Raw genomic sequence first — 21,478 nt, 5'->3', positions numbered from 1 at the left:
CGGATCTGGCCAGCAGGGCCTTACCAGCCTTCGGTCAGTACCCGATCAAGTGTGTCGACATAGAAATCCGCGCCCTCGACGTCAATGCACAACGGCGGCTTGGTCTTCAGGATGTTGCCGTGGTCACCCGTTGGCTGGATGATCACCCCGAGTTCGAGCATCCGATCGCAGATTGCCGACGTTTCTTCCACCGCCGGTTCCAGCGTCGACGGGTCGCGGACCATCTCGACACCCAGGTACAGCCCGACGCCATGAACCGTCCCGATGATCGGGTGCTTTTCCTGCAGCGCTTGCAGTCTCGACTTCAGATGCGCGCCCACCTGCCTGGCGTTCTCCTGCAGCCCTTCGTCGCGCAGCACATCGAGCACCGTCATCCCGATCGCACACGACAGCGGACTGCCGCCAGTCGACGAGAAGAAGTACCCCTGCGACCGGAATCCATCGGCGACCGCACGACTGGTGATCACCGCGCCGAGCGGATAGCCGTTGCCAACCGACTTCGCAATCGACACGATGTCCGGCACGGCGTCCTGTTGCAGGAAACCCCAGAACCATTCGCCGAGACGGCCATACCCGACCTGCACTTCATCAGAGATGGCCAATCCGCCCGCTGCCCGCACCGCCGCATAGACCTGCCGCAGGTAACCGTCGGGCAGCGCCATGCCGCCTGCGTTGCCGTACACGCTTTCGCAGATGAACCCCGCCGGCGGGCGACCCTCGGCCACCAAACGCTGGACGACCTCGACTGCCTCGCCCGCGTATCGACCGGCCTCGGCGCCCCGGTACTTACCGCGAAAGCTGTTCGGCGACTCGACCGTGTGCACCCAATCCGGCCGGGTGGCAAGCGCATTGGGGTTGTCTGCCATCGATGTCGAGACCGCGTCCGTGCCGTACGTCCAGCCGTGATACGCCTCGCGAACGGCGACTATGTCGCGTCTGCCCGTCGCCGCTGTCGCCAGCCGAATCGCCAGATCGCTTGCCTCCGAACCGGAGTTGACCAGAAAGACCGTGTCGAGCGGCTCCGGTAGCAGCCCGGCGAGGCGTTCGCTGAACTCGACCACGCTCGAGTAGTTGAACCGCGAGTTCGTGTTCAGCTTGCGCAACTGCGTGGCCGCGGTGTCGGCTATCCGCGGATGCGCATGGCCCAGCACGGTCACGTTGTTGACCATGTCGAGGTAGGTACGGCCGGCCGTCGACATCAGGTAATGCCGTCGGCCACGTTCGATCTGCGGCGGCCTGCGGTAGTAAAACTCTTGCACTGGAGCGAAACTCGCGTCGCGACGCGACAACAGATCACCGGTCTCCGCAACTTCAACAGCGGGCAGGCCGAGTAGCGGCCGCGGGTCACGGGTCAGCCCCAGCCAACCGGGCGCCATCTCCGGCCGGACAAAAGCCGGCGCCTGCGGCGCGCCGACCGGTCGCACGCCGACCTCGATCCACGCGCCCGCGGGTGCTTCGCCCAGCGGATCGCCAGCGCGCACGCGCCCCGTGACCGGTTCGAACCCGGCCAATGTCAACTCGTATTCGGATCCGCGGAGCACCGATCCCTCGACCTCGCCGTCCCACGGGGCGACGAGCGGGGTCACCGAGGCCGCCCACATGCCGATGCCCGTCGCGACGGTCTCCGGACTCTGTTGGCTGAGCCTGCGAGTGCGACTGAGCCGCGCCTGGCCGTACTGGGTGACGACCAGCTGGGCGCCGTTCTGCACTGCGGCCGAGGCTAATTCGTCTTCGACGTCGGCCTGCAACGAACCGTCGTCTTCGAAAGCGAAGTCGTAGACATCGGACGTGGTTGACAAGTCCAGCGTCACCACCGTTGCGGGATCTACGTCGACGAGGGCGCCGCTCACAGGGGCCGATGTTTCGGCGAACCCGAGGTCGGCCTTGATCGCCTCGGTCATCACATCGATCGGAACCGACGTCGCCTGGTCGAACATGCGCCACTCGCCGCCAGATTGATCGGCGAGATACTGGTTGTCAGGATCCAGGGTCGCCTGTTGTGCGCCGCTGACGATGAGCACCGCGGTCCGCAATACGAGCAGGGGCCACAACACCTCCACCTCAGCGGCCGTCAACGGTCGGATGGAATGAAATGCGCGCACGGCAGGAAGGATCGAAATCGGTTCGCAGCCAGGATGGCCCAGTACCGACGACGCCGCGATCGCGAGTTCGCAGACCGCCCAGCTGTCCGTCAGGTCGCCGAAGTCGATCACGCCGTCGGGCTGTCGCGACGGCGAGACCACGATGTTGGCATCGGTCAGATCCAGATGTACGGCCTGCCGCGGCAATGCATCGGCCAGCGGCGCGATCCGCGCCCACGCTTCGGTCACCGCAGCGTCCAGCCGCGCGCGGTGCAATGGGTCGGCGACATACGAAATCAGCTCCGCGACAACGGCGGTGCTGTAGCGCAGGTCCCATTGCAGTACGCGGTCGAGGCCGGCGTGTGTGAAGCCCTCGAGTGCCCGGCTGACACGTGCAGCCACCTCGCCGAGCCCCGCTACTGCGTTCGGCGAGAGGTATCCCGACTTCAGCAGCGTCCCGCCCGGCAGGTAGCGCAGCAGCCGCACGTATGCGTTGCCCTCCACCAATCCCTCGATGGCCGTACACGTTTGACCGGAGACGTTACGCAGCGGTACCGCCATCCGCAGCGTCGTCTCGGCCGCGGCGATCCGCTCCGCCGCCAGATCCTGCGCCTCGATTTCAATCGCATTGAACACCGGATTGGCGATCTTCAGCACCCCGACGATCTCACCGTCAGCATCGGTTACGGTGAAGTTCTTGTCCTGGTTGCTGCCAAGCGATGTCGCGCGAGCCCGCAAACCGTAGTGCGTGGCGAGGATCTCCTCGGCCTGCTCCTCGCTGACCTGAGGTGCCGGAAGTTCCGGTGCCTCAAGGAAATTGAACCCGACGGTCACCGGCTGACAAATTGGACGACGGCTTCGGAGAACGCATCGTTGTCGTCGCCTGCCGCGGTGTGTCCGGCATCGGAGAGTTCGACGAACTCGGCGTGCGGCACCTTCTCCAGAAAGTCTTTCACGCCCTCGGTGCTGACCACATCGGACAGCTTGCCACGAATCAGCAGGATCGGGATGGTCAGGTCGATGACCGCCTGCTCGAGCTTCTGCATTCGGACGAACCTGTCGTCATCGGGTGCGGTCAGGAACGCCGGATCCCAGTGCCAGTACCACCGACCGTCGCGCAACCGCAGGTTCTTCTTCAGGCCCTCGGGACTGCGTGGCTTGGTCCGATACGGCAGGTAGGACGCCACCGCATCCGCGGCGTCTTCGAGCGTCTCGAATCCGTCCATACCGCTCGCCATGAAGTCGCGGATCCGGGCGCTGCCGTTCTTGTCGTAGCGCGGTACCACGTCGACGAGCACCAGCTTCTTGACCGTGTTCGGTCCGGCCGTGTCGGCCACCAACATCCCGGTCATCCCGCCCATGCTGGCCCCGATCAGTACCACCGGCCGCCCGATCTGCTCCAGCACGGCCAGCGTGTCGGCGCACAGCGCGTCCACGGTGTAGTTCCCGTCAGGGGAGCGGTCGCTGTCGCCATGGCCTCTGCTGTCCAATGCCACGACGTGGAAGCCCTCGTCGGCCAGGATCTGGCCGGTGTTCTTCCAGGAAAACCGGTTCTGACCGCCGCCATGAAGCATCAACACGGACGGCCCCGACTGCGCCGAGGGGTTCCATTCGTCCGCGACCAGCACCAAGTCCTCAGAGCCGCGGAACTTGACGGTCTGCGGTTCGCTTCGTGTCGTGGTCATGGACGTCCTCTCGGCTGGCCCCGAGCCCTGACGTTACCCAGCCGATAATTTGCGTCAATCTTCGGCCCGGCCGGTACCAGGCGTCCCTAGACTTTGCGATCGTGCAGCCTGATTCCGCCAACGAAGACGACCGCGGCTGCATCATCGACGCGGCCTACAGCTGCCTGTCGGAACCGCACACCGGCCCGATCCCGGTCGCCGCGATTCTGCAGCGCGCGGGGGTCTCCACCCGGGCGTTTTACCGGCACTTCCAATCCAAGGACGAGTTGTTCCTCGCGTTGCTGCGACAGGAGAGCGACACGCTCGCCGAACGCCTCGACCGCATCGTCGACGAAACCGGCGACCCGGTCGGCCAGCTGAAGGCGTGGATCAACGGGATGTTCGGCTGGATGCACGACGAAGAGATGCGGATGCATCTCATGGTGATCGACTCCGACGAGGTGCGGGCCGCCAAGGGCTATCGCGAGACGCGTGAGCGTGCACACGCCGACCGGGAACGCTCCCTGGTCGAGATCCTGCGACGCGGCCGGGCCGACGGCTCCTTCCCGCGGGCCGACCCCGAACACGACGCGGTCGCCATCAGCGCGGTCATCAGCCGCGAGATGGCCAACCAGTCGCCGGGCGACGAAGCGCGGCTGCAACGGTCCCTGGACTGGGTCCTGGAGTTCGCGCTGCGTGCGCTTGGCGCCGAGCGGACCGCCGGTCGGCGATGAATCTGCGGCGTCTCGACAGTCGATAAGGGAAAGCCGTCTAGCCGAAGGAACCCGCCATGCCGTCGATCACCCCCTCCCTGTGGTTCGACAACAACCTCGAGGAAGCTGCAGCGTTCTACACATCGATCTTTCCGAACTCGACGATCGAGTTGCTCAACCGGAACACGGCCTCCGCAACGCCCGACGACGTCGTGTACGGGATCTTCGTCCTCGACGGTCAGCGGTTCCTTGCGATCAACGGGGGTCCGCAGTTCGTCTTCACCGAGGCGGTCTCGTTCATGATCCACTGCAAGGATCAGGACGAGGTCGACTACTACTGGGATCGGCTGCTCGACGGCGGCGAGGAGTCGCAATGTGGCTGGCTCAAGGACCGGTTCGGACTGAGTTGGCAGGTGGTGCCAGATCGGCTCCTCGAACTGCAGCAGGACCCCGATCCCGCGCGCGCCGGGGCGGCGATGAAGGCCATGATGGGGATGCGCAAGATCGTCATCGCGGAACTGGAGGACGCGGTGAGTTCGTCAGGCGCCTGAAGCAAGTTATGCATTCCATGCCGGGATGGAACGCACTTCTGAAAGGATGGCGGCTACCAGGCCCTGTATATGTGCTGTAACTGGCCGTGGGTAGGCGGGCGTGGTGTTCCTTGCTGTGGGGTTCGTGTTGCTGGTCCCGAAATCGGTGATGTACGGTTCTGCGGCGTCCTCCCGTGCAACACTCACACCTTGCGCGCACGGGTTGTTCGATGGAGGGATCGTCAGCCGATGGCGGTGAGGAGAACGCGAGGGAGGGCCCGGTAATGGTCACTTCCAATCTCATTGCCAAACCGGTACGTGGTTTCGGCGGCTTCTACTCAATGGCGCTCGACACGTTCGTGGCGATGTTCCGGCCGCCGTTCGCATGGCGCGAATTCATCTCGCAGTCTTGGTTTGTCGCGCGGGTGTCGATCGTGCCGACGCTGATGCTCACGATTCCGTACACCGTGTTGCTGACGTTCACGTTCAACATCCTGCTGACCGAGTTCGGCGCCGCCGACTTCTCCGGCACCGGCGCGGCGCTCGGCACAGTGCGACAGATCGGCCCGATCGTGACCGTGTTGGTGGTGGCAGGCGCCGGGGCCACCGCAATGTGCGCCGATCTCGGCGCACGAACGATCCGAGAAGAACTTGACGCCCTTCGAGTGATGGGCGTCAATCCTATTCAGGCCCTTGTTGTTCCGCGGGTTCTCGCCGCGACACTCGTGTCGCTGGCGCTGGCGGCGACGGTGATCCTCGTCGGCCTCGCGGGCGCGTACTTGTTCTGCGTCTACATCCAGCACGTCTCGCCCGGTGCGTTCGCGGCGGGCCTGACACTGATCATCGGTGCTGCCGACGTCACGATTGCACTGCTGAAGGCCGCGCTGTTCGGTCTTTCCGCCGGCATGATCGCCTGCTACAAGGGCATTTCCGTCGGTGGCGGCCCCGCGGGTGTCGGCAACGCGGTCAACGAAACCGTGGTGTTCACCTTCATGGCGTTATTCGCGATCAATGTGGTCGCAACCGCCGTCGCCGTGAAGGTGACGATGTGACAGTTTCCCGCCCGCATTCTCAGTTTCCCTGGCTGAAGGCCAGGTTCGCCGCTGTGGCCGAGCCGTGGAACCGGGTCGGCAGGCAGACGAAGTTCTACGGCAATACGCTGCGCTCGATCCACATCGCCGTCACGTCCTACCGGGTCGAATTGATTCGGCAGATCGCCGCGATGGGCCTTGGCGCGGGCGCGCTGATCATCATCGGCGGAACCGTCGCGATCGTCGGCTTTTTGACCGTCACGACCGGCGCGCTGGTGGCGGTGCAGGGCTACACCGACTTCTCCGAGATCGGCGTCGAAGCACTGACAGGGTTCGCGTCGGCGTTCTTCAACGTCCGACTGATCGCACCGGCGACCACCGCCGTCGCGCTGTCGGCGACCATCGGTGCCGGCGCCACGGCGCAACTCGGTGCCATGCGCATCAACGAGGAAATCGACGCACTCGAGGTGATGGGCATTCGCTCGGTCGCCTATTTGGCTTCCACGCGTGTGCTTGCCGGCCTGCTGGTCGTCATCCCGCTGTATTGCGTTGGCGTGATTGCGGCGTTCTGGGCGGCGAAGTTCGGCACCACCGTCATCTACGGTCAGTCGAGCGGCGTCTACGACCACTATTTCCGAACGTTTTTGAATCCCACCGACCTGATGTGGTCGTTCATTCAGTGCGTCGTGCTGGCGATCGTCATCATGCTCGTGCACACGTACTACGGCTACACCGCAAGCGGTGGCCCTGCAGGCGTCGGTGAGGCGGTCGGGCGTGCCGTGCGCACCTCGCTGATCGTCGCCGCATTTGTTCTCGTGATGATGTCACTGGCCGTCTACGGCCAGTCCGGAAACTTCAACCTGGCCGGGTAGCACATGGACAGCGACGAACACGGCCTCCACCCAGGGTGGTACACGCTCATCCTGGTGGTGGTCTTCGCCGTCCTGATCTGGTTGAGCTACGCGCTGTTTGCAGGAACCCTCAAGAAAGAGGTTCCGGTCACGCTTACCTCCGACCGGGCGGGCTTGGTGATGGAGACCAACGCCAAGGTCAAGATGCGAGGCGTTCAGGTGGGCCGGGTCGCGGCCATCAACGGCGGCAAGGAGCCTGTCTCGTTGAAGCTGCAGATCGACCCGGACCAGATCAAGTACATACCCGCGAACGTTGAGGCGCAGATCCGCGCGACCACGGTGTTCGGGGCGAAGTTCGTCGACCTGGTGTATCCGGAGGACCCCAGCCCGCAGCGGCTGGCCGAAAATCAGGTGTTGAAGTCGCGCAACGTCAGCACCGAGGTCAACACGGTGTTCCAGAACGTGGTGTCCGTGCTGAACCAGATCGACACCGCCAAGCTCAACGCGACGTTGTCCGCTCTCGCCGAAGGTGTTCGCGGACAAGGGCAGCGGATCGGCGAGGCCACCACCGACGCGAATCAGGTGCTGCTGCAGCTCAATCCGCGCAATGAGACGATCCGCGAAGACTGGCAAGCCCTCAAGGGCTTCAACGACGCGTACAGCGGTGCGGCGCAAGACATTTTGACCGTCTTGAACGCGGCGAGCACCACCAGTCAAACCATCACCAGCCACACCAAGCAGCTGGATGCGTTGCTGCTGGCGACGATTGGGCTGTCCAACAGCGGGATCAGCCTGCTGGCGCCGAATCAGGCCAACCTGATCAAGGCCATCAATGTGCTCGAGCCGACAACCAACCTGTTGTACAAGTACAACCCGGAGTACACCTGCCTGCTGATGGGCGCCAAAACCATCCTGGACACCGGCGGTTATCAGTCGGCTGGCGGCAACGGCCGAACGCTCGTGCTCGACACGTCCCTGGCGCTCGGCGACGACCCGTACCACTATCCGGACAACCTGCCGGTCATCGGCGCCAAGGGCGGCCCTGGCGGCAAGCCGGGCTGCGGTTCGCTGCCCGACGTCGCAAAGAACTGGCCGGTGCGCAATCTCGTCACCAACACCGGATTCGGCACCGGTATCGACTGGCGGCCCAACCCCGGAATCGGCTTCCCGGCATGGGCGAACTACCTGCCGGTCACTCGCGCGGTGCCCGAACCGCCGAGTATCCGCAATCTGTTCGGCGGCCCTGCGCCGGGACCCATCCCGTATCCGGGTGCCCCGGCCTACGGTTCCGATCTGTACGCGCCAGACGGCACCCCGCTGTGGCCGGGGCTTCCGCCGGCGCCACCACCGATGGCGCCGCGGGATCCGGGTGCGACGCCAGGTTCGGAACCGTTCGTTGTGCAGGAGCCCGCGCATATGCAACCGACGCCGTTGCCGCCCGTTCCCCTTCCGGAATTCGCGGCCCCGTCGCCCTAACCGTCCCGTCCCAACGTCACGAAAGGCAACCCAGTCATGAGAGAGAACCTGCGAGCCACGGTGGTGCGCCTCGCTGTCTTTCTGACTGTGTGTCTGCTGGGCGTGTTCGGGCTGTACGCGGTGTTCGGGCAGTTGCGCTTCGGCGAAAAGGCCAACACCTATCGGGCGGCTTTCACCAGCGTGACCGGCCTGGAGACCAACGACTTCGTCCGCATCGCGGGTGTAGAGGTCGGCCAGGTGAAAAAGGTTGCCATCCAACCTGATACGACCGCATTGGTGGAGTTCACTGCCGACGATTCGGTGGTGCTGACCGAGGGCAGTAGAGCGGTCATCCGATACGACGACCTGATCGGCGGTCGGTACCTGGCACTGGAAGAAGGTGTCGGCGGCACCAAGAAGCTCAACCCCGGGGACACCATTCCGCTGGCCCGCACGTCACCGGCGCTCGATCTGGATGCACTGATCGGCGGGTTTCGGCCACTGTTCCGGGCGCTGGACCCGGACCAGGTGAATGCGTTGTCCGGCCAGCTGATTGCGGCGCTGCAGGGTCAGGGCGGCACGATCAACTCTTTCCTGTCGCAGACCGCTGCGCTGACGAGCACACTGGCCGACCGCGACCAGTTGATAGGGCAGGTCATCGTCAACCTCAACACCGTGCTCGGCTCGCTCGGCGACCAAAGCGACCAGTTCGCAAAGGCAGTCGACGCGCTCTCCGGACTGGTCGAGGGTCTCGCGTCACGCAAACAGGACATCAGCAACGGTCTGGCCTACAGCAACGCCGCGGCTGCGAGCATCACCGATCTGTTGTCACAGGCGCGTCCGCCGTTCGCCAAGACGATCCACGAAACCGATCGCGCCGCGGGGATCGTCGTCGCCGACCACGATTACTTCGACAACCTGCTCAACACCCTGCCGGACGCCTACCAAGCGCTTGCACGGCAAGGCATTTACGGTGACTTCTTCAGCTTCTACCTGTGCGACATCGTGCTCAAGCTCAACGGCAAGGGGGGCCAGCCGGTGTACGTCAAGGTCGCGGGCCAGAGCACCGGGAGGTGCGCGCCGCGATGAAGCCCTTCTCCGAACGCAACCAGCTCGTCATCGGTGCCATTGGCATCGGTGTCACCATCGCCATCATCTTGGGTGCGATCAACTACGACAAGCTGCCGTTCATCAACCAGACCAAGGAGTATTCGGCCTACTTCGCCGAGGCCGGCGGGCTGATGAACGATGCGGCCGTTCAGGTTTCGGGTTTCCAGGTGGGCAAAGTGGAGTCCATCGAGCTCGACGGGCCACGGGTGCTTATCAAATTCACCGTCGACAAGACCATCCGGCTCGGTGATCGCACCGAGGCGTCGATCAAGACGAAGGGTCTGCTCGGCACGAAGATCCTGGAAGTCACGTCGCGCGGCGACGGTCGACAAGACGGCACGATTCCCCTCGACCGCACCACGTCGCCGTATCAATTGCCCGACGCGCTCGGCGAATTGGCAACCACGATCAGCGGTTTGAACACCAATCAGCTGTCGGACTCGCTGCGAGTCCTTTCGGAGACGTTCGCCGGCACCCCGCCCGAACTGAAGATCGCGATCGAGGGCGTGTCACGGTTCTCGCAAACGCTCAACGAGCGCGACGCCCAGTTGCGTGGGCTGCTGACCAACGCCGACAAGGCCACGACAGTGCTGGCCGAGCGCAGCAACCAGGTGGTCAGCCTGATCGGCAATACCAACGCGCTGCTCGCCGAGCTCCAAAGTCAAAGCGCCGCAGTGGATCAAATCGCTGGAAACATCTCGGCGCTGTCGCAGCAGCTGCAGGGCTTCATCGGCGAGAACAAGGCCACCATGAGACCCGCGCTCGACAAACTCAACGGCGTTCTGACGATCTTGGACAACCGTAAGGAACGGCTGCAGAGATCGCTTCACCTGCTCACCGAATACTCGATGTCGCTTGGCGAATCGGTGGCCTCCGGACCATTCTTCAAGACCTACGTCGCCAACCTGCTGCCGGGCCAGTTCCTGCAGCCGTTCATCGATGCCGCGTTCTCCGATCTGGGCCTGGATCCCAACGTGAAGCTTCCGTCGGAACTGTCCGACCCACAGGTCGGCCAGCCGGGGACGCCTGCGCTGCCGGTGCCTTTCCCGCGCACAGGACAGGGCGGGGAGCCGCGTCTGACCATTCCCGATGCGATCACCGGCAACCCCGGCGATCAGGGCTGCGGTCCGCCCGGATTGCCGTTGCCAGGACCGACGGGGTGCTACCCGTACCGTGAGCCGCCGCCCGCGCCGCCGCCAGGCGGCCCGCCGCCGGGGCCGCCCGCGCTGCCGCCGCCCGGGCTGGATTCCACGGCCCTTCCGACGCCAAGCCCGGTCATGGTGCCTGCGCCCGGGGAGGCTGGACAATGAGCCACGTTCGCAGGAGCTGGGTCGCCGTCGGCCTCGTGGTGCTGTTGATCGCGGGCGTGGTCGTGCTGTTCAGAACCAGTGACACCATCAACCGCACGAATGCCGTTGCGTACTTTGAGAACAGCAACGGCATCTATGTCGGCGACGACGTGCGCATCCTGGGCGTGAACGTCGGCAAGATCACCGAGATCCAGCCGCAGCCCGAGCGGGTGAAGATCTCGTTCTACTACGACAGCAAGTACAAGGTGCCCGCCGATGCGAAGGCCGCCATCCTGTCGCCGACGTTGGTGACTGCGCGAGCCATTCAGCTCACCCCCGTCTACACCACCGGCCCGGTGATGAAGGACAACGCGGTCATCCCGCGGGAGCGCACCGCGGTTCCGGTCGAATGGGATCAGGTGCGAGCACAGTTGGAGAAACTGGCCACCTCATTACAGCCGACCGAGCCGGGCGGTGTCGCCCCGCTGGGATCGTTCATCAACACCACCGCCGACAACCTGCGCGGCCAGGGTGCCAACATCCGCGACACCGTCATCAAACTCTCACAAGCGTTTTCGGCGCTCGGAGATCACAGCACCGACATCTTCTCGACGATCAAGAACCTGGCGATTCTGGTGTCGGCACTTCAGGACAGCACCAACCTGATGCGTCAGCTCAACCAGAACCTCGCATCGGTGACCGGCCTGCTCGCTGACGACCCGAACGAAGTCGCCAACGCGGTGAAGGATCTCAACGCCGTCGTGCCGCAGGTTCAGCAGTTCGTCGCCGACAACCGCGAAGCCCTTGGTACCACGTCGGACAAGTTGGCCGGGGTGACTCAGGCGTTGAACGACAGCCTTTCCGACCTCAAGCAGTTCCTGCACGTGGCGCCCAACACGTTGCAGAACTACGTGAACATCTGGCAACCCGCCCAGGGCGCGGTGAGCAGCGTGCCGATGATCAACAACTTCGCCAATCCGATCTCCTTCCTGTGCGGCGCGATTCAGGCAGCCTCACGGCTCGGCGCCGAGCAGTCGGCGAAGCTGTGCGTGCAGTACCTGGCGCCGATCATGAAGAATCGGCAATACAACTTCCTGCCCCTCGCGTCGAACGTGTTCGTCGGTGCCACGACGCGGCCGAATGAGTTGACCTACAGCGAGGACTGGATGCGCCCGGATTACATTCCGCCGCAACCGTCGCCGGGTCCGGCGCCGCAGCCCAGCGAAGGTGCGCCACCGCCGCCTCCTGGCCCCCCGCTCCCTGCGGAGGCCCCAGTCACGCCGAACCCCGCTGATGGACTGCAGGGCCTGATGGTGCCGCCGGGAGCCGGATCATGATGCGCACCAAGGGGATACGCGTCGCGATCGGCACGCTGGTGCTCGCCGTCGCATTGGCTGGCTGCAGCGACTGGCGCGGGCTGAACTCGGTTCCGTTGCCCGGCGTGGAGGGTGTGGGCCCAGGTGCGTACACCGTCCAGGCTCAGATGCCCGATGTGGACAACATCGAGCAGAACTCGCGTGTGCGCGTCGGCGACGTGAACGTCGGCACGGTCACCAAGATCGAGCGGCAGGGCTGGCATGCGCTGGTCACCATGCAGCTCAACCGCGATGTCGAGCTGCCGGCCAATGCGACGGCCACGCTTGGCCAGACCAGCCTGTTGGGGTCGCTGCACATCGAGCTGGCGCCGCCGAAAGATGCGCCACCGCAAGGAAAGCTGCATGAGGGCTCGCTGATCCCGCTTGCCTCGTCTGGAAAGTATCCGAGCACCGAACAGACCTTGTCCGCGATTGCGTTGCTGCTCAATGGCGGTGGTATCGGCAACATTCAAGACATCACCGAGGCGTTGAGCGTCGCCTTCACGGGGCGTGAGGACGACCTGCGTAGCCTGATCGAGCAGCTCGACAAGGCCATCGGCTACCTCGACGACCAAAAGCACGACATCATCGCGGCCAGTGAGAGTCTGAACAACCTGGTCGGTCAGTTCGCGGCGCAGAAACCCGTGGTGGACAAGGCATTGAAGACCATCCCCGACGCGCTTGCGGTGCTCAAGGATCAGCGCAACAACCTCTCGGATGCGCTCGCACAACTAGGCAAGTTCAGCGCGCTGGCCGCCGACTCGGTCAACCAGACCAAGGACGCGCTCGTCCAAGAGCTCAAAGACCTTGGCCCGGTGGCGCAATCACTGGCTGACGCAGGCCCGGCGCTGACCCGCGCGCTGAGCTTCCTGCCCACCTTCCCGTTCCCCAAGGAGACGCTGACCAACTGGATGCGCGGCGACTACGCGAACCTGACGTTGATCCTCGACTTGACGCTGAGCCGAATCGATCAGGGCATCTTCACCGGATCCCGGTGGGAATGCGATCTGACCTGGCTCGAGCTGCAGTGGGGCCGCACCATCGGCCAGTTCCCGAGCCCATGCAACGCGGGCGGGCCTGGCACCGCCGGCAACCCGCTTGTCGCTCCGTATCGCTTCGATCAGGGGCCCTGACATGATTCTGACGAGGCGCATCCTGATCCAGATGGCCGTCTTCGCCTTGATCGCGACGACGGCCCTCGCGGTCATGCTGTTCGGCTACATGCGGGTTCAGGACATGGCCGGCATCGGGCAGTACACCGTGAAGCTGAACCTGCCGGAGACTGGCGGCCTGTATCCGCGAAGCAACGTCACCTACCGCGGCGCGCAGGTCGGCATCGTGGACAGCGTCAACCTGACCGATACCGGTGTGCAGGCGGTCCTTTCGCTGGACTCCAACGTCAAGATCCCCGCCGACCTCAAAGCCGAAGTGCACAGTGTGTCGTCGGTGGGTGAGCAGTTCGTCCAACTGGTCCCACAAAGCGGCAGCGGGCCGTCGTTGAAGGACGGCGACGTGATCGCCGCGAACCGCACGACGGTGCCGACGGACATCAACAAGGTCTTGGCGGACACCACCCGTGGGCTGCAGGCGATTCCGCAGGAGAACCTGAAGACGGTCGTCGACGAGGCGTATGTGGCGGTTGGCGGGCTCGGTCCCGAGCTGCGCCGGTTGGTCAGCGGCAGCACCACGCTGGCCATCGACGCGCGCAAGAATCTCGACCCCCTGACGACATTGATCGATCAGTCCAAGCCGGTGTTGGACTCGCAGACGGACACCGCGCCCTCGATTCAGGCCTGGGCATCGAACCTGGCCAGCATCACCGGTCAGCTGCAGAGTCAGGACCAAGCCGTCGCGGGGATTCTGGAGAACGGGCCTGGCGCGGCTGACGAGGTGCGGGCGCTGTTCGATCGGCTGCAGCCGACATTGCCGATCGTGTTGGCCAACCTGGTCAGTCTCGGGGACGTAGCCGTCACGTATCAGCCCAGCCTCGAGCAGCTGCTGGTATTGCTGCCGCAGGGCACCGCGGTCACCCAGGCCGTCGGCGTGCACAAGCGCAACACCAAACAGGACTACATGGGCGACGCCCTGACCTTCAACCTCAACCTGATGATCCCCGCGTTCCCGGCGCCCATCCCGCTGCCGCCGCAGCAGATTCCGCCGCCGTGCACCACCGGCTTCCTGCCGGCCCAGCAGCAGCGGGTGCCCACCTTCCAGGACTACCCCGACAGGCCGGCGGGTGACGTGTATTGCCGGGTTCCTCAGGACGCGCCGTTCAATGTGCGCGGGGCGAGGAACCTGCCCTGCATCACCGTGCCCGGCAAACGGGCGCCGACCTGGCAGATGTGCGAAAGCAATGAGCATTACGTGCCGCTCAACGACGGCTACAACTGGAAGGGCGACCCCAACGCGACGTTGTCCGGTCAGGCCGTTCCGCAGTTGCCGCCGGGTTCACCACCTGCGCAAGCAGCTCCGCCGCCGGGTCCGGCGCCACCGCCAATAGCGGCCGCCGAATACGACCCAGCCAACGGCACGTACGTTGGACCGGACGGACGTGTGTACACACAGTCCAACCTGGCTAACGGTGCCAAAGAGGAGCAAACATGGCAGACGATGCTGCTGCCCCCGAAGGGGAACTGACCGAGTCGACAGCCGCCGAGCCGGAATCGGGCGGTAGCGAACTTTCGGACGCGGCGAAGACGGACGAGGCCACCGACGACGCTACGGAAGTTGCCGACGAAGCTTCGGAGGAGGAAACCGCACCGGCCAAGCCGCGGATGTCGCACGTGCGGCTGGCGATGATCGCCGGTCTGGTTCTGGTGGTCGCACTGGCGGGCTTGACGGGTTGGCTGGGCTTCCGCGCGTATCAGTCGCATCAGGCCGATGAGCAACAGAAGCTGTTCCTGTCCGTCGGCAGGCAGGGTGCGTTGAACCTGACGTCGATCGACTGGCAGCACGCGGACGCGGATGTGCAGCGCATCCTCGACTCTGCGACCGGCACCTTCTACGACGACTTCCAGAAGCGCGCTCAGCCGTTCATGGAGGTCGTCAAGCAGGCGCAATCCAAGTCGGAGGGCACCATCGCCGAGGCAGGGCTCGAGCCGCAATCCATCACCGCCAACGGTGCTCAGGTCTTGGTTGCGGTGACGGTCAAAACCTCCAATGCCGGTGCGCCCGACCAAGCGCCGCGCGCGTGGCGAATGCGCCTCACGGTGCAGAAGGTCGGGGATGAGGCCAAGGTCTCCAACGTGGAGTTCGTGCCATGAGTAACCACAGCCAAGACCAGACCACAGAAGAAGAGACCACTGTGCCTTCCGACACGGATACCGAGCAGGTCGAAGATGCGGTCGCCGAGGCGGACGCGGCCGACGACGCCGAAAATGTCGATGAGTCAACGGAACCCGCTGAACCGGACAAGCCCAAGCGGAAGATCCAATGGGCGCGGGTATTCGCCTTCGGGGTACTGCCCGCGATAGCGCTGCTGCTTGCGCTGGGCGCCGGATACCTGAAGTGGATGGACAATTCGGTGCGCAACGACGAGTCGGCGCGCGATGAGTCGCTGAAAGCCGCCAAGGACAGCACCGTCGCGTTGCTGTCCTACAAGCCCGACACCGTGGAGCAGCAACTCCACGCCGCGCGCGACTTGTTGACCGGAGACTTCCGCGACTCGTACACCTCGCTGACCAACGACGTCGTGATCCCGGGCGCCAAGCAGAAGCAGATCTCCGCGGTGGCAACGGTTCCCGCGGCGGCATCGGTGTCGGCCAATCCGCGCCACGCCGTGGTGTTGGTGTTCGTCAACCAGACGGTGATCGTCGGTCAGGACGCGCCGACCGATACCGCCTCGAGTGTGCGGGTGACGATGGACAAGGTCGGCGATCACTGGCTGATCTCCAAGTTCGACCCGGTGTAGCAGTGATGCAACCTCAATGGCTCGACGTGGCGGCGCCGACCGTGCAGTTGCGCGCGTTGACGTGGGGTCCGGCGGACGCACCAATAGCGTTGTGCCTGCACGGTTTTCCAGATACCGCTTACGGGTGGCGCAAGGTCGCGCCGACCTTGGTGGACGCGGGATGGCGGGTGGTGGCACCGTTCATGCGCGGCTACGCGCCGTCCTCGTTGCCCTCGGATGGCAGTTACCACGTCGGCGCGTACATGGACGACGCGCTGCGGGTGCTGCAGGCCGCCGGCCCGACCGGACGCGACGTGTTCATCGGCCACGACTGGGGGGCGCTCGCCGGCGCCGGGCTAGCGGCGATGCCGGACAGCCCGTTCAGCAAGGCGGTGATCATGTCGGTGCCGTTCAGCGCCGCGTTCCGGCCGCTCGGTCGGGTACCACAAGTGGCCCGGTTGGCCGCGAAGCTGCCGCGTCAGCTGCTTTTGTCCTGGTATCTCGCCTACTTCCAATTGCCTTGGCTACCAGAGCGTTCCGCGTCGTGGGTGATACCTCGGCTGTGGCGGAGGTGGTCACCGGGCTATCGTGCCGACCAGGATCTGCGCTACGTCGAGGACGCGATCGGTGCGCCCGAGCGATGGCGTGCCGCGCTGGCGTTCTATCGCGCGACCATCCGCGGCACCCGTCCGCCTGCGCAGTACGCACAGCTCAACAAGCACTGGCTGGAGGCGCCGCGGCTGCCGACGCTGTATCTGCACGGCACCGACGACGGCTGCTCGGAGGACTACACGCCGTGGATCGAGCGGGTGTTGCCCGAGGAGAGCGAGGTCGTGCTCGTCGAGGATGGCGGGCACTTCCTTCAGCTCGATCAGCCCGAGGTGGTTGCGCGGCGCATCGTCGACTTCGTCGGGCAGGCTTAGTCGATCGGTGGCGGCGCGCCGTGCGCCGCCCGGAAGGCCACTTCTATTTTTGCCCAGCTCTGAGCGACTTTGTCGCCGTGCGCGACTTTGTCGCCGCCGGCTGGCTCCCCGTTTTACTTCTTCAGTCCCGGATGGTTGCGCGCCACCAGTCGGGTGAGCAGTCCACGCGGTGAGTGGTGGTTGACCACCGCCGCGATCCGGTTGGCCGCACCGGGAACGATCACACCCTTGCCTGACGCGAGACCCTTGACCGCGACCCTGGCCACGGCGTCAGGCTGTTGCCAGAGGAACTTCGGCAGTGTCTTCTCGGTTTCCTCGTCCGCGATGCCGTAGGACTCGAGAAACCCGGTGTAGACCGGCCCAGGGCACAAGGCGCTGGCGGTGACGCCCGTGTCGCCCAGTTCTTCGCGCAGCGCCTGCGTGTAGGACAGCACGAACGCCTTGGCCGCGCCGTAGGAGGCCTGACCCGGAACGGGGCCGAACGCGCCGACCGATGCGACGTTGAGCACCGCTCCGCGTCCTCGCTTCACCATTGCGGGGACGAACCGACAGCAGAGGTCCACCACCGCGGCGACATCGACTTCGACCAGGTTGAGTTCGGCTTGGACGTCGGATTCGGCGATCGGGCCAAGCGTTGCGAGCCCCGCGTTGTTGACCACGACCTCCGCCACCAGCCCCAGCGCGGCCACCTGGTCGGGCAGCGTGGCCCTTTCGTCACGGTTCGACAGATCGAGCGGCAATACATGGGCGCGTCCGCCCAGTTCCTCGGCGATGCGGCGCAGTCGGTCGGCCCTGCGCGCCACCAAAACCAATCGGTAACCGCGGCGCGCGAATTCACGGGCGATCTCCTCGCCGATACCCGACGACGCACCGGTGACTATGACGGCGCTGTCGGCGCTTATAGGCGGAAGCATGGGCCAGACAATAGCCTCTAGACATGATGGTCCGTCGGCTCTCGGCGGTCGATGCGCAAACGTATTGGATGTCGGCCAAGATTCCCAACGATTCGTTCCTGCTTTACGCGTTCGCGGGCGAGGTGTCCGAATCCGACCGTGCGGTGGACGCGATACGCGGGCGAGCTTGGGCATGCCCCGAGTTGCGGCTGCGCATCGAAGACAGCAATCCCGTGCGCTATCCCGCTTGGGTGACCGGCCACATCAGGTCCGATCAGTTCGTTGTGCACGATCTCGCCGACAACACCTGGCCGGGTTGCCTCACCGCTGTAGCAGCGCTGGCCGACCACCAACTCGACCCTTGCGAGATGGCGTGGCGACTGCACGTGTTCACAGCTGTCGAAGGGATACCCGGTAGCGGCGTTGGGACGGTGGCGGTGCTGCAGGCCGCTCATGCGCTCGGCGACGGCATCCGGTCGTCGGCGCTGGCGGCGTGGCTGTTCGGCCGCGCGAAACCGGTACCGCCCGTGCCGGCACCACCGCCGTTTCGGGGCGCAGCGCTGCCGTGGCGCAGCATTCGGGCCGCCCGGGCACATCAGCAGTTGGTTCACGATACCGAGGCGGGGCTCGTTCCGCCGCAAGCCAATTCGCGCCCGGCGCTGCGATGCAACACCCCGCCTGACGGTCTGCGGAGTGTCCGCACTGTGGTCAGGAAGCGCGCCGGTCTGGCGGGCCCGACCGTGACGGTCGGGGTGCTGGCGGCGGTGTCCACCGCGCTGGCGGGACACCTGGAGGAGCTAGGTGACGACGCGTCGACGCTGGGCGCCGAGGTGCCGATGGCGAAAACCGGTGTCCGCAAGGCGAACAACCACTTCGGCAACGTCGGCATCGGACTGTATCCCCAATTGGACATCGACGCGCGCACCGCCAGGATCGTCGGCGATCTTGCCGATCGCCGCCGCAGGGCCGCGCATCCGGCGATGTTGGCTGCCAGTAGGGCATCCGCGGCGGTACCTGCAATCCTATTGCGCTGGGGCGTCAACCAATTCGACCCGTTGGTGCGATCGCCGACCGTCACGGGTAACACCGTCGTCTCGAGCGTCAACAGGGGGCCGGCAGATCTGTATTTCGGTGACTTGCCGGTGGTGTTGACCGCGGGCTATCCGGGGCTCTCGCCGATGATGGGCCTGACGCACGGCGTGCACGGCATCGGCGACACCATCGCGATCAGTGTGCACGCAGCGTCGGCGATCGGCGACATCGACGCCTATGTCGATCGGCTGGAACGCGCGCTAGGTCCCGCGCAGTAACCCGAAGGCCCAATTGGTGCCGAAGCCGCGACGCAACGCAAGGTGGATCCACACCAACGCGTACGGTTCGAGCAGTCGGGCCAGTGTGAGGTCGCCCGCGTCGACCGCCTCGAAGCCCAACTGCGTAACCAGCTCGGCGGTGACCTGCTTGGCCTCGTCGTCGTCACCGCAGACGAACATGACGGGCGCGCTTGGCAATTGAGGGTGATCCATCATCGGGGCGCCGATCTGGTTCATCGCCTTGCACACCCGCGCCCCCGGCGCCCACGCCGCGACCTGCTCGGCCCCCGATGTGGTGTGCCCGACCTCCAACGCGGAAAAGTCGGGGGTCAGCGGGTTGGTGCAGTCGATGAGCACCTTGCCCGTGAGGTCGCCGCATGCCTTGACCGCTTCCTCGGTGCCCTGCCACGGCGTGCACAGCACGACGACGTCGCCGGCGGCCGCGGCCGCATCGTTGGTTGAAACGGGCGTGTCGAGGTCGGCGTACTTGCCGTCGTCGGGGGAGCGGACGCCGTAAGTGATGTCGTGGTCTGCGCTCCATGCCCCGCCGAGTGCGCGACCGACGTTGCCTGCTCCGATGATTGCGATCTTCATTGGGGCTACGCTACGGCCGAGGGCGGACACCGATAAGTACGCACTTTGAGGTGAGCTACTGACCGGGAGGTGGGTGTGGACGATCAGTTCAACTGTCCGGTAGAGGCAACGCTCGAGGTCATCGGCGGCAAATGGAAGGCCGTGCTGATCTTTCACATGATGCACACCGGGCCGCATCGCTTCGCCGAACTCAAGCGCAAGACGAGGGGAATCAGCGACCGCGTGTTGACTCGTCAACTGCGCGAACTGGAGACCGATGGCATCGTCCGCCGCGAGGTGTTCGCCGAAGTGCCGCCGCGCGTCGAGTACTCGCTGACCGAATACGGCGAATCGCTGCGGCCCGTGACCGAGGCGATGTGCACGTGGGGTAAGCGGCACATGGCCACCGGGGCCGCCTAATCCGCTTCGCGCAGCGACGAGATGCCGACGTCGAGGGCGGCCTCGAGATAGCCCAGATCGCCCGTCGCCAGCATCACGCCGACGCCGCCCTGGATTCCGGCGAGCAGCGCGGCGGCCACCCGATCGGCGTCCAGCCTGGCATTGACCTTGCCCTGTGATTGCATGTGCCGCACGCCCGCGGTGATCTCGTCGTGCCACTGGCGCATCAGCGCCTTCGTCACCGCCTGAGCGCCCGGTGTGCTGCGACCGATCTCGGACATCAGCACGCCGAGCGGGCAATGTTGACCCTGCCTGCGATATCGGTCCACGACCGCGTCGCGCCACCGCTGCCATGCCGCCCACGATGTCAACGCGCCGAGATAGGGCTGCTGATCGTCGAGAACCATCTGTGCCTCATGCTCGGCGACGGCGAGCAGCAACTGCTCCTTGCCGTCCGGGAAGTAATGGAACAGCTGGCTTTTGGAGGTTCGGGTGCGCGCTCGAATATCGTCGAGCGTGGTGGCGGCCACCCCGCGGTCCCGGATCTCGGCGGCCGCCCCTTCGATGATGCGCTGTCGCGTCGCCTGACCCTTGGCCGTCAGCTTCTGGACTTGCTGGTCCATTTTTGCAAGCGTACCAGTGGAGCCATGGGTTCAAACAACGCGCGGCTCGCTGGCCGCACAGCACTGGTTACCGGTTCCACCGGCGGTCTCGGCGTCGCGATCGCGAGAGCGTTGGCGGCGGAGGGCGCATTCGTTGTTGTCAGCGGCCGCGACAAGTACCGCGGCGATGCCGTCGTCGCGGACATAAAGGCCGCAGGCGGCACTGCGGAATTCGTCATGGCCGATCTCGGTGCGGGCGAGCGCGAGGTAAGGCGCCTGGCCACGCACGCCACCGCCGCCGCGGGAGGCCAGCTCGACGTCCTGGTCAACAATGCGGCGATGCTACTGATGCCGACGCCGACGGCCGAGGTCTCCGAAGAATTGCTGCGAGATGCGTTCGCGGTCAACGTGTTTGCTCCGTTTCTGCTCACCGGTGTGGTGGCGCCGGCCATGGTGCAGCGAGGTGGGGGCGCGATCGTCAACATCGGGTCGATCGCCGGGCTTCGCGGCATGGCGGGTTCGGCGGTCTACAACGCCAACAAGGCCGTGATGCATTCGTTCACCCAGGCGTGGGCCGACGAGTACGGGCCGTCCGGTGTCCGAGTGAACGCCGTCGCTCCCGGGCCGATCGCGACCGAACGCCAGGCGGAGTTCGCCGATCACACCGCGCCGCTGCTGGCCCGCATCCCGTCGCGCCGGCTGAGCACGCCCGCGGAGGTCGCCGCGGCGGTGGTCTTCCTGGCCAGCGACGACGCGGCAAACATCCACGGGATCGTGCTGAGTGTGGACGGGGGCTGGGCGGCGGTTTAA

21 protein-coding genes are annotated in these 21,478 nt (G+C 65.3%); 16 read left to right on the top strand and 5 right to left on the bottom strand.

Features of this window, described 5'->3' with window-relative positions; all coding sequences use genetic code 11:
- Positions 1-20: 20 nt before the first annotated feature.
- Both GGC64_RS32940 and GGC64_RS32935 read right to left on the bottom strand, forming a co-directional pair.
- Entirely contained in the window at positions 21-2,915 is a 2,895-nt protein-coding gene (locus tag GGC64_RS32940) for an aminotransferase (protein ID WP_192726806.1), read from the bottom strand.
- Positions 2,912-3,766: an alpha/beta fold hydrolase gene (locus GGC64_RS32935; protein WP_192726805.1), complete on the bottom strand. Its 855-nt coding sequence runs from the start codon at positions 3,764-3,766 to the stop codon at positions 2,912-2,914. The genes GGC64_RS32940 and GGC64_RS32935 overlap by 4 nt, the downstream gene beginning before the upstream one ends.
- A gap of 101 nt (positions 3,767-3,867) precedes the next feature.
- Here GGC64_RS32935 and GGC64_RS32930 point away from each other — a divergent pair, with 101 nt between their 5' ends.
- The 13 genes from GGC64_RS32930 to GGC64_RS32870 all read left to right on the top strand — a co-directional run bounded on the left by GGC64_RS32930 (position 3,868) and on the right by GGC64_RS32870 (position 16,891).
- The gene (locus GGC64_RS32930) at positions 3,868-4,479 is read left to right on the top strand and encodes a TetR/AcrR family transcriptional regulator (protein ID WP_192726804.1); all 612 of its coding nucleotides are present in this window, start codon (positions 3,868-3,870) and stop codon (positions 4,477-4,479) included.
- Positions 4,480-4,535: 56 nt separating this feature from the next.
- Positions 4,536-5,009 (top strand): VOC family protein, encoded by a 474-nt coding sequence (locus tag GGC64_RS32925; protein ID WP_192726803.1) that lies wholly within the window; start codon positions 4,536-4,538, stop codon positions 5,007-5,009.
- Between the two features lie 263 nt (positions 5,010-5,272).
- On the top strand, positions 5,273-6,040 hold the full coding sequence (locus GGC64_RS32920; RefSeq protein WP_192726802.1) for an ABC transporter permease: 768 nt from the start codon (positions 5,273-5,275) through the stop codon (positions 6,038-6,040).
- Positions 6,037-6,891 (top strand): ABC transporter permease, encoded by an 855-nt coding sequence (locus GGC64_RS32915; RefSeq protein ID WP_192726801.1) that lies wholly within the window; start codon positions 6,037-6,039, stop codon positions 6,889-6,891. Before GGC64_RS32920 ends, GGC64_RS32915 begins: the two co-directional genes overlap by 4 nt.
- Before the next feature lie 3 nt (positions 6,892-6,894).
- Positions 6,895-8,346, top strand: coding sequence for an MCE family protein (locus GGC64_RS32910; RefSeq protein ID WP_192726800.1), 1,452 nt, complete (start codon positions 6,895-6,897; stop codon positions 8,344-8,346).
- 36 nt (positions 8,347-8,382) lie between these two features.
- On the top strand, positions 8,383-9,414 hold the full coding sequence (locus GGC64_RS32905; RefSeq protein WP_192726799.1) for a virulence factor Mce family protein: 1,032 nt from the start codon (positions 8,383-8,385) through the stop codon (positions 9,412-9,414).
- The gene (locus GGC64_RS32900; protein ID WP_192726798.1) at positions 9,411-10,745 is read left to right on the top strand and encodes an MCE family protein; all 1,335 of its coding nucleotides are present in this window, start codon (positions 9,411-9,413) and stop codon (positions 10,743-10,745) included. The genes GGC64_RS32905 and GGC64_RS32900 overlap by 4 nt, the downstream gene beginning before the upstream one ends.
- Complete coding sequence (locus GGC64_RS32895; RefSeq protein ID WP_192726797.1) at positions 10,742-12,061, top strand: MCE family protein; 1,320 nt, start codon at positions 10,742-10,744, stop codon at positions 12,059-12,061. The genes GGC64_RS32900 and GGC64_RS32895 overlap by 4 nt, the downstream gene beginning before the upstream one ends.
- On the top strand, positions 12,058-13,212 hold the full coding sequence (locus GGC64_RS32890) for a virulence factor Mce family protein (RefSeq protein ID WP_225952760.1): 1,155 nt from the start codon (positions 12,058-12,060) through the stop codon (positions 13,210-13,212). Before GGC64_RS32895 ends, GGC64_RS32890 begins: the two co-directional genes overlap by 4 nt.
- A 1-nt stretch (position 13,213) precedes the next feature.
- Positions 13,214-14,716: an MCE family protein gene (locus GGC64_RS32885; RefSeq protein ID WP_192726796.1), complete on the top strand. Its 1,503-nt coding sequence runs from the start codon at positions 13,214-13,216 to the stop codon at positions 14,714-14,716.
- Positions 14,680-15,342 carry an Mce protein gene (locus tag GGC64_RS32880; protein ID WP_192726795.1) on the top strand — a complete coding sequence of 221 codons (663 nt, stop codon included), beginning with the start codon at positions 14,680-14,682 and terminating at the stop codon, positions 15,340-15,342. The genes GGC64_RS32885 and GGC64_RS32880 overlap by 37 nt, the downstream gene beginning before the upstream one ends.
- Positions 15,339-15,989 carry a hypothetical protein gene (locus GGC64_RS32875; protein WP_192726794.1) on the top strand — a complete coding sequence of 217 codons (651 nt, stop codon included), beginning with the start codon at positions 15,339-15,341 and terminating at the stop codon, positions 15,987-15,989. Before GGC64_RS32880 ends, GGC64_RS32875 begins: the two co-directional genes overlap by 4 nt.
- 5 nt (positions 15,990-15,994) lie before the next feature.
- The gene (locus GGC64_RS32870) at positions 15,995-16,891 is read left to right on the top strand and encodes an alpha/beta fold hydrolase (protein ID WP_225952840.1); all 897 of its coding nucleotides are present in this window, start codon (positions 15,995-15,997) and stop codon (positions 16,889-16,891) included.
- Positions 16,892-17,004: 113 nt separating this feature from the next.
- On the opposite strand, the gene GGC64_RS32865 is transcribed toward GGC64_RS32870, so the two are convergent.
- Complete coding sequence (locus GGC64_RS32865; RefSeq protein WP_192726792.1) at positions 17,005-17,805, bottom strand: SDR family oxidoreductase; 801 nt, start codon at positions 17,803-17,805, stop codon at positions 17,005-17,007.
- A gap of 23 nt (positions 17,806-17,828) precedes the next feature.
- Between GGC64_RS32865 and GGC64_RS32860 the strand changes: the two genes are divergently transcribed.
- Positions 17,829-19,094 carry a DUF1298 domain-containing protein gene (locus GGC64_RS32860; protein ID WP_192726791.1) on the top strand — a complete coding sequence of 422 codons (1,266 nt, stop codon included), beginning with the start codon at positions 17,829-17,831 and terminating at the stop codon, positions 19,092-19,094.
- Here the strand turns inward: GGC64_RS32860 and GGC64_RS32855 are convergent.
- A complete protein-coding gene (locus GGC64_RS32855; protein ID WP_192726790.1) occupies positions 19,077-19,688 on the bottom strand; it encodes an NADPH-dependent F420 reductase in 612 nt (203 codons plus the stop codon). The two genes, GGC64_RS32860 and GGC64_RS32855, sit on opposite strands and share 18 nt — an antisense overlap.
- A 75-nt stretch (positions 19,689-19,763) precedes the next feature.
- On the opposite strand from GGC64_RS32855, the gene GGC64_RS32850 reads away from it, so the two are divergent.
- Positions 19,764-20,087, top strand: a complete 324-nt coding sequence (locus tag GGC64_RS32850; protein ID WP_192726789.1) for a helix-turn-helix domain-containing protein — start codon at positions 19,764-19,766, stop codon at positions 20,085-20,087.
- Here GGC64_RS32850 and GGC64_RS32845 read toward each other — a convergent pair.
- The gene (locus GGC64_RS32845) at positions 20,084-20,689 is read right to left on the bottom strand and encodes a TetR/AcrR family transcriptional regulator (protein ID WP_192726788.1); all 606 of its coding nucleotides are present in this window, start codon (positions 20,687-20,689) and stop codon (positions 20,084-20,086) included. The two genes, GGC64_RS32850 and GGC64_RS32845, sit on opposite strands and share 4 nt — an antisense overlap.
- Positions 20,690-20,713: 24 nt before the next feature.
- Between GGC64_RS32845 and GGC64_RS32840 the strand changes: the two genes are divergently transcribed.
- On the top strand, positions 20,714-21,478 hold the full coding sequence (locus tag GGC64_RS32840; RefSeq protein WP_192726787.1) for an SDR family NAD(P)-dependent oxidoreductase: 765 nt from the start codon (positions 20,714-20,716) through the stop codon (positions 21,476-21,478).

The sequence above is a fragment of the Mycobacterium sp. OAS707 genome (assembly GCF_014873705.1).
Classification (GTDB): domain Bacteria; phylum Actinomycetota; class Actinomycetes; order Mycobacteriales; family Mycobacteriaceae; genus Mycobacterium.
This window is presented reverse-complemented; position numbering and strand designations above follow the sequence as displayed.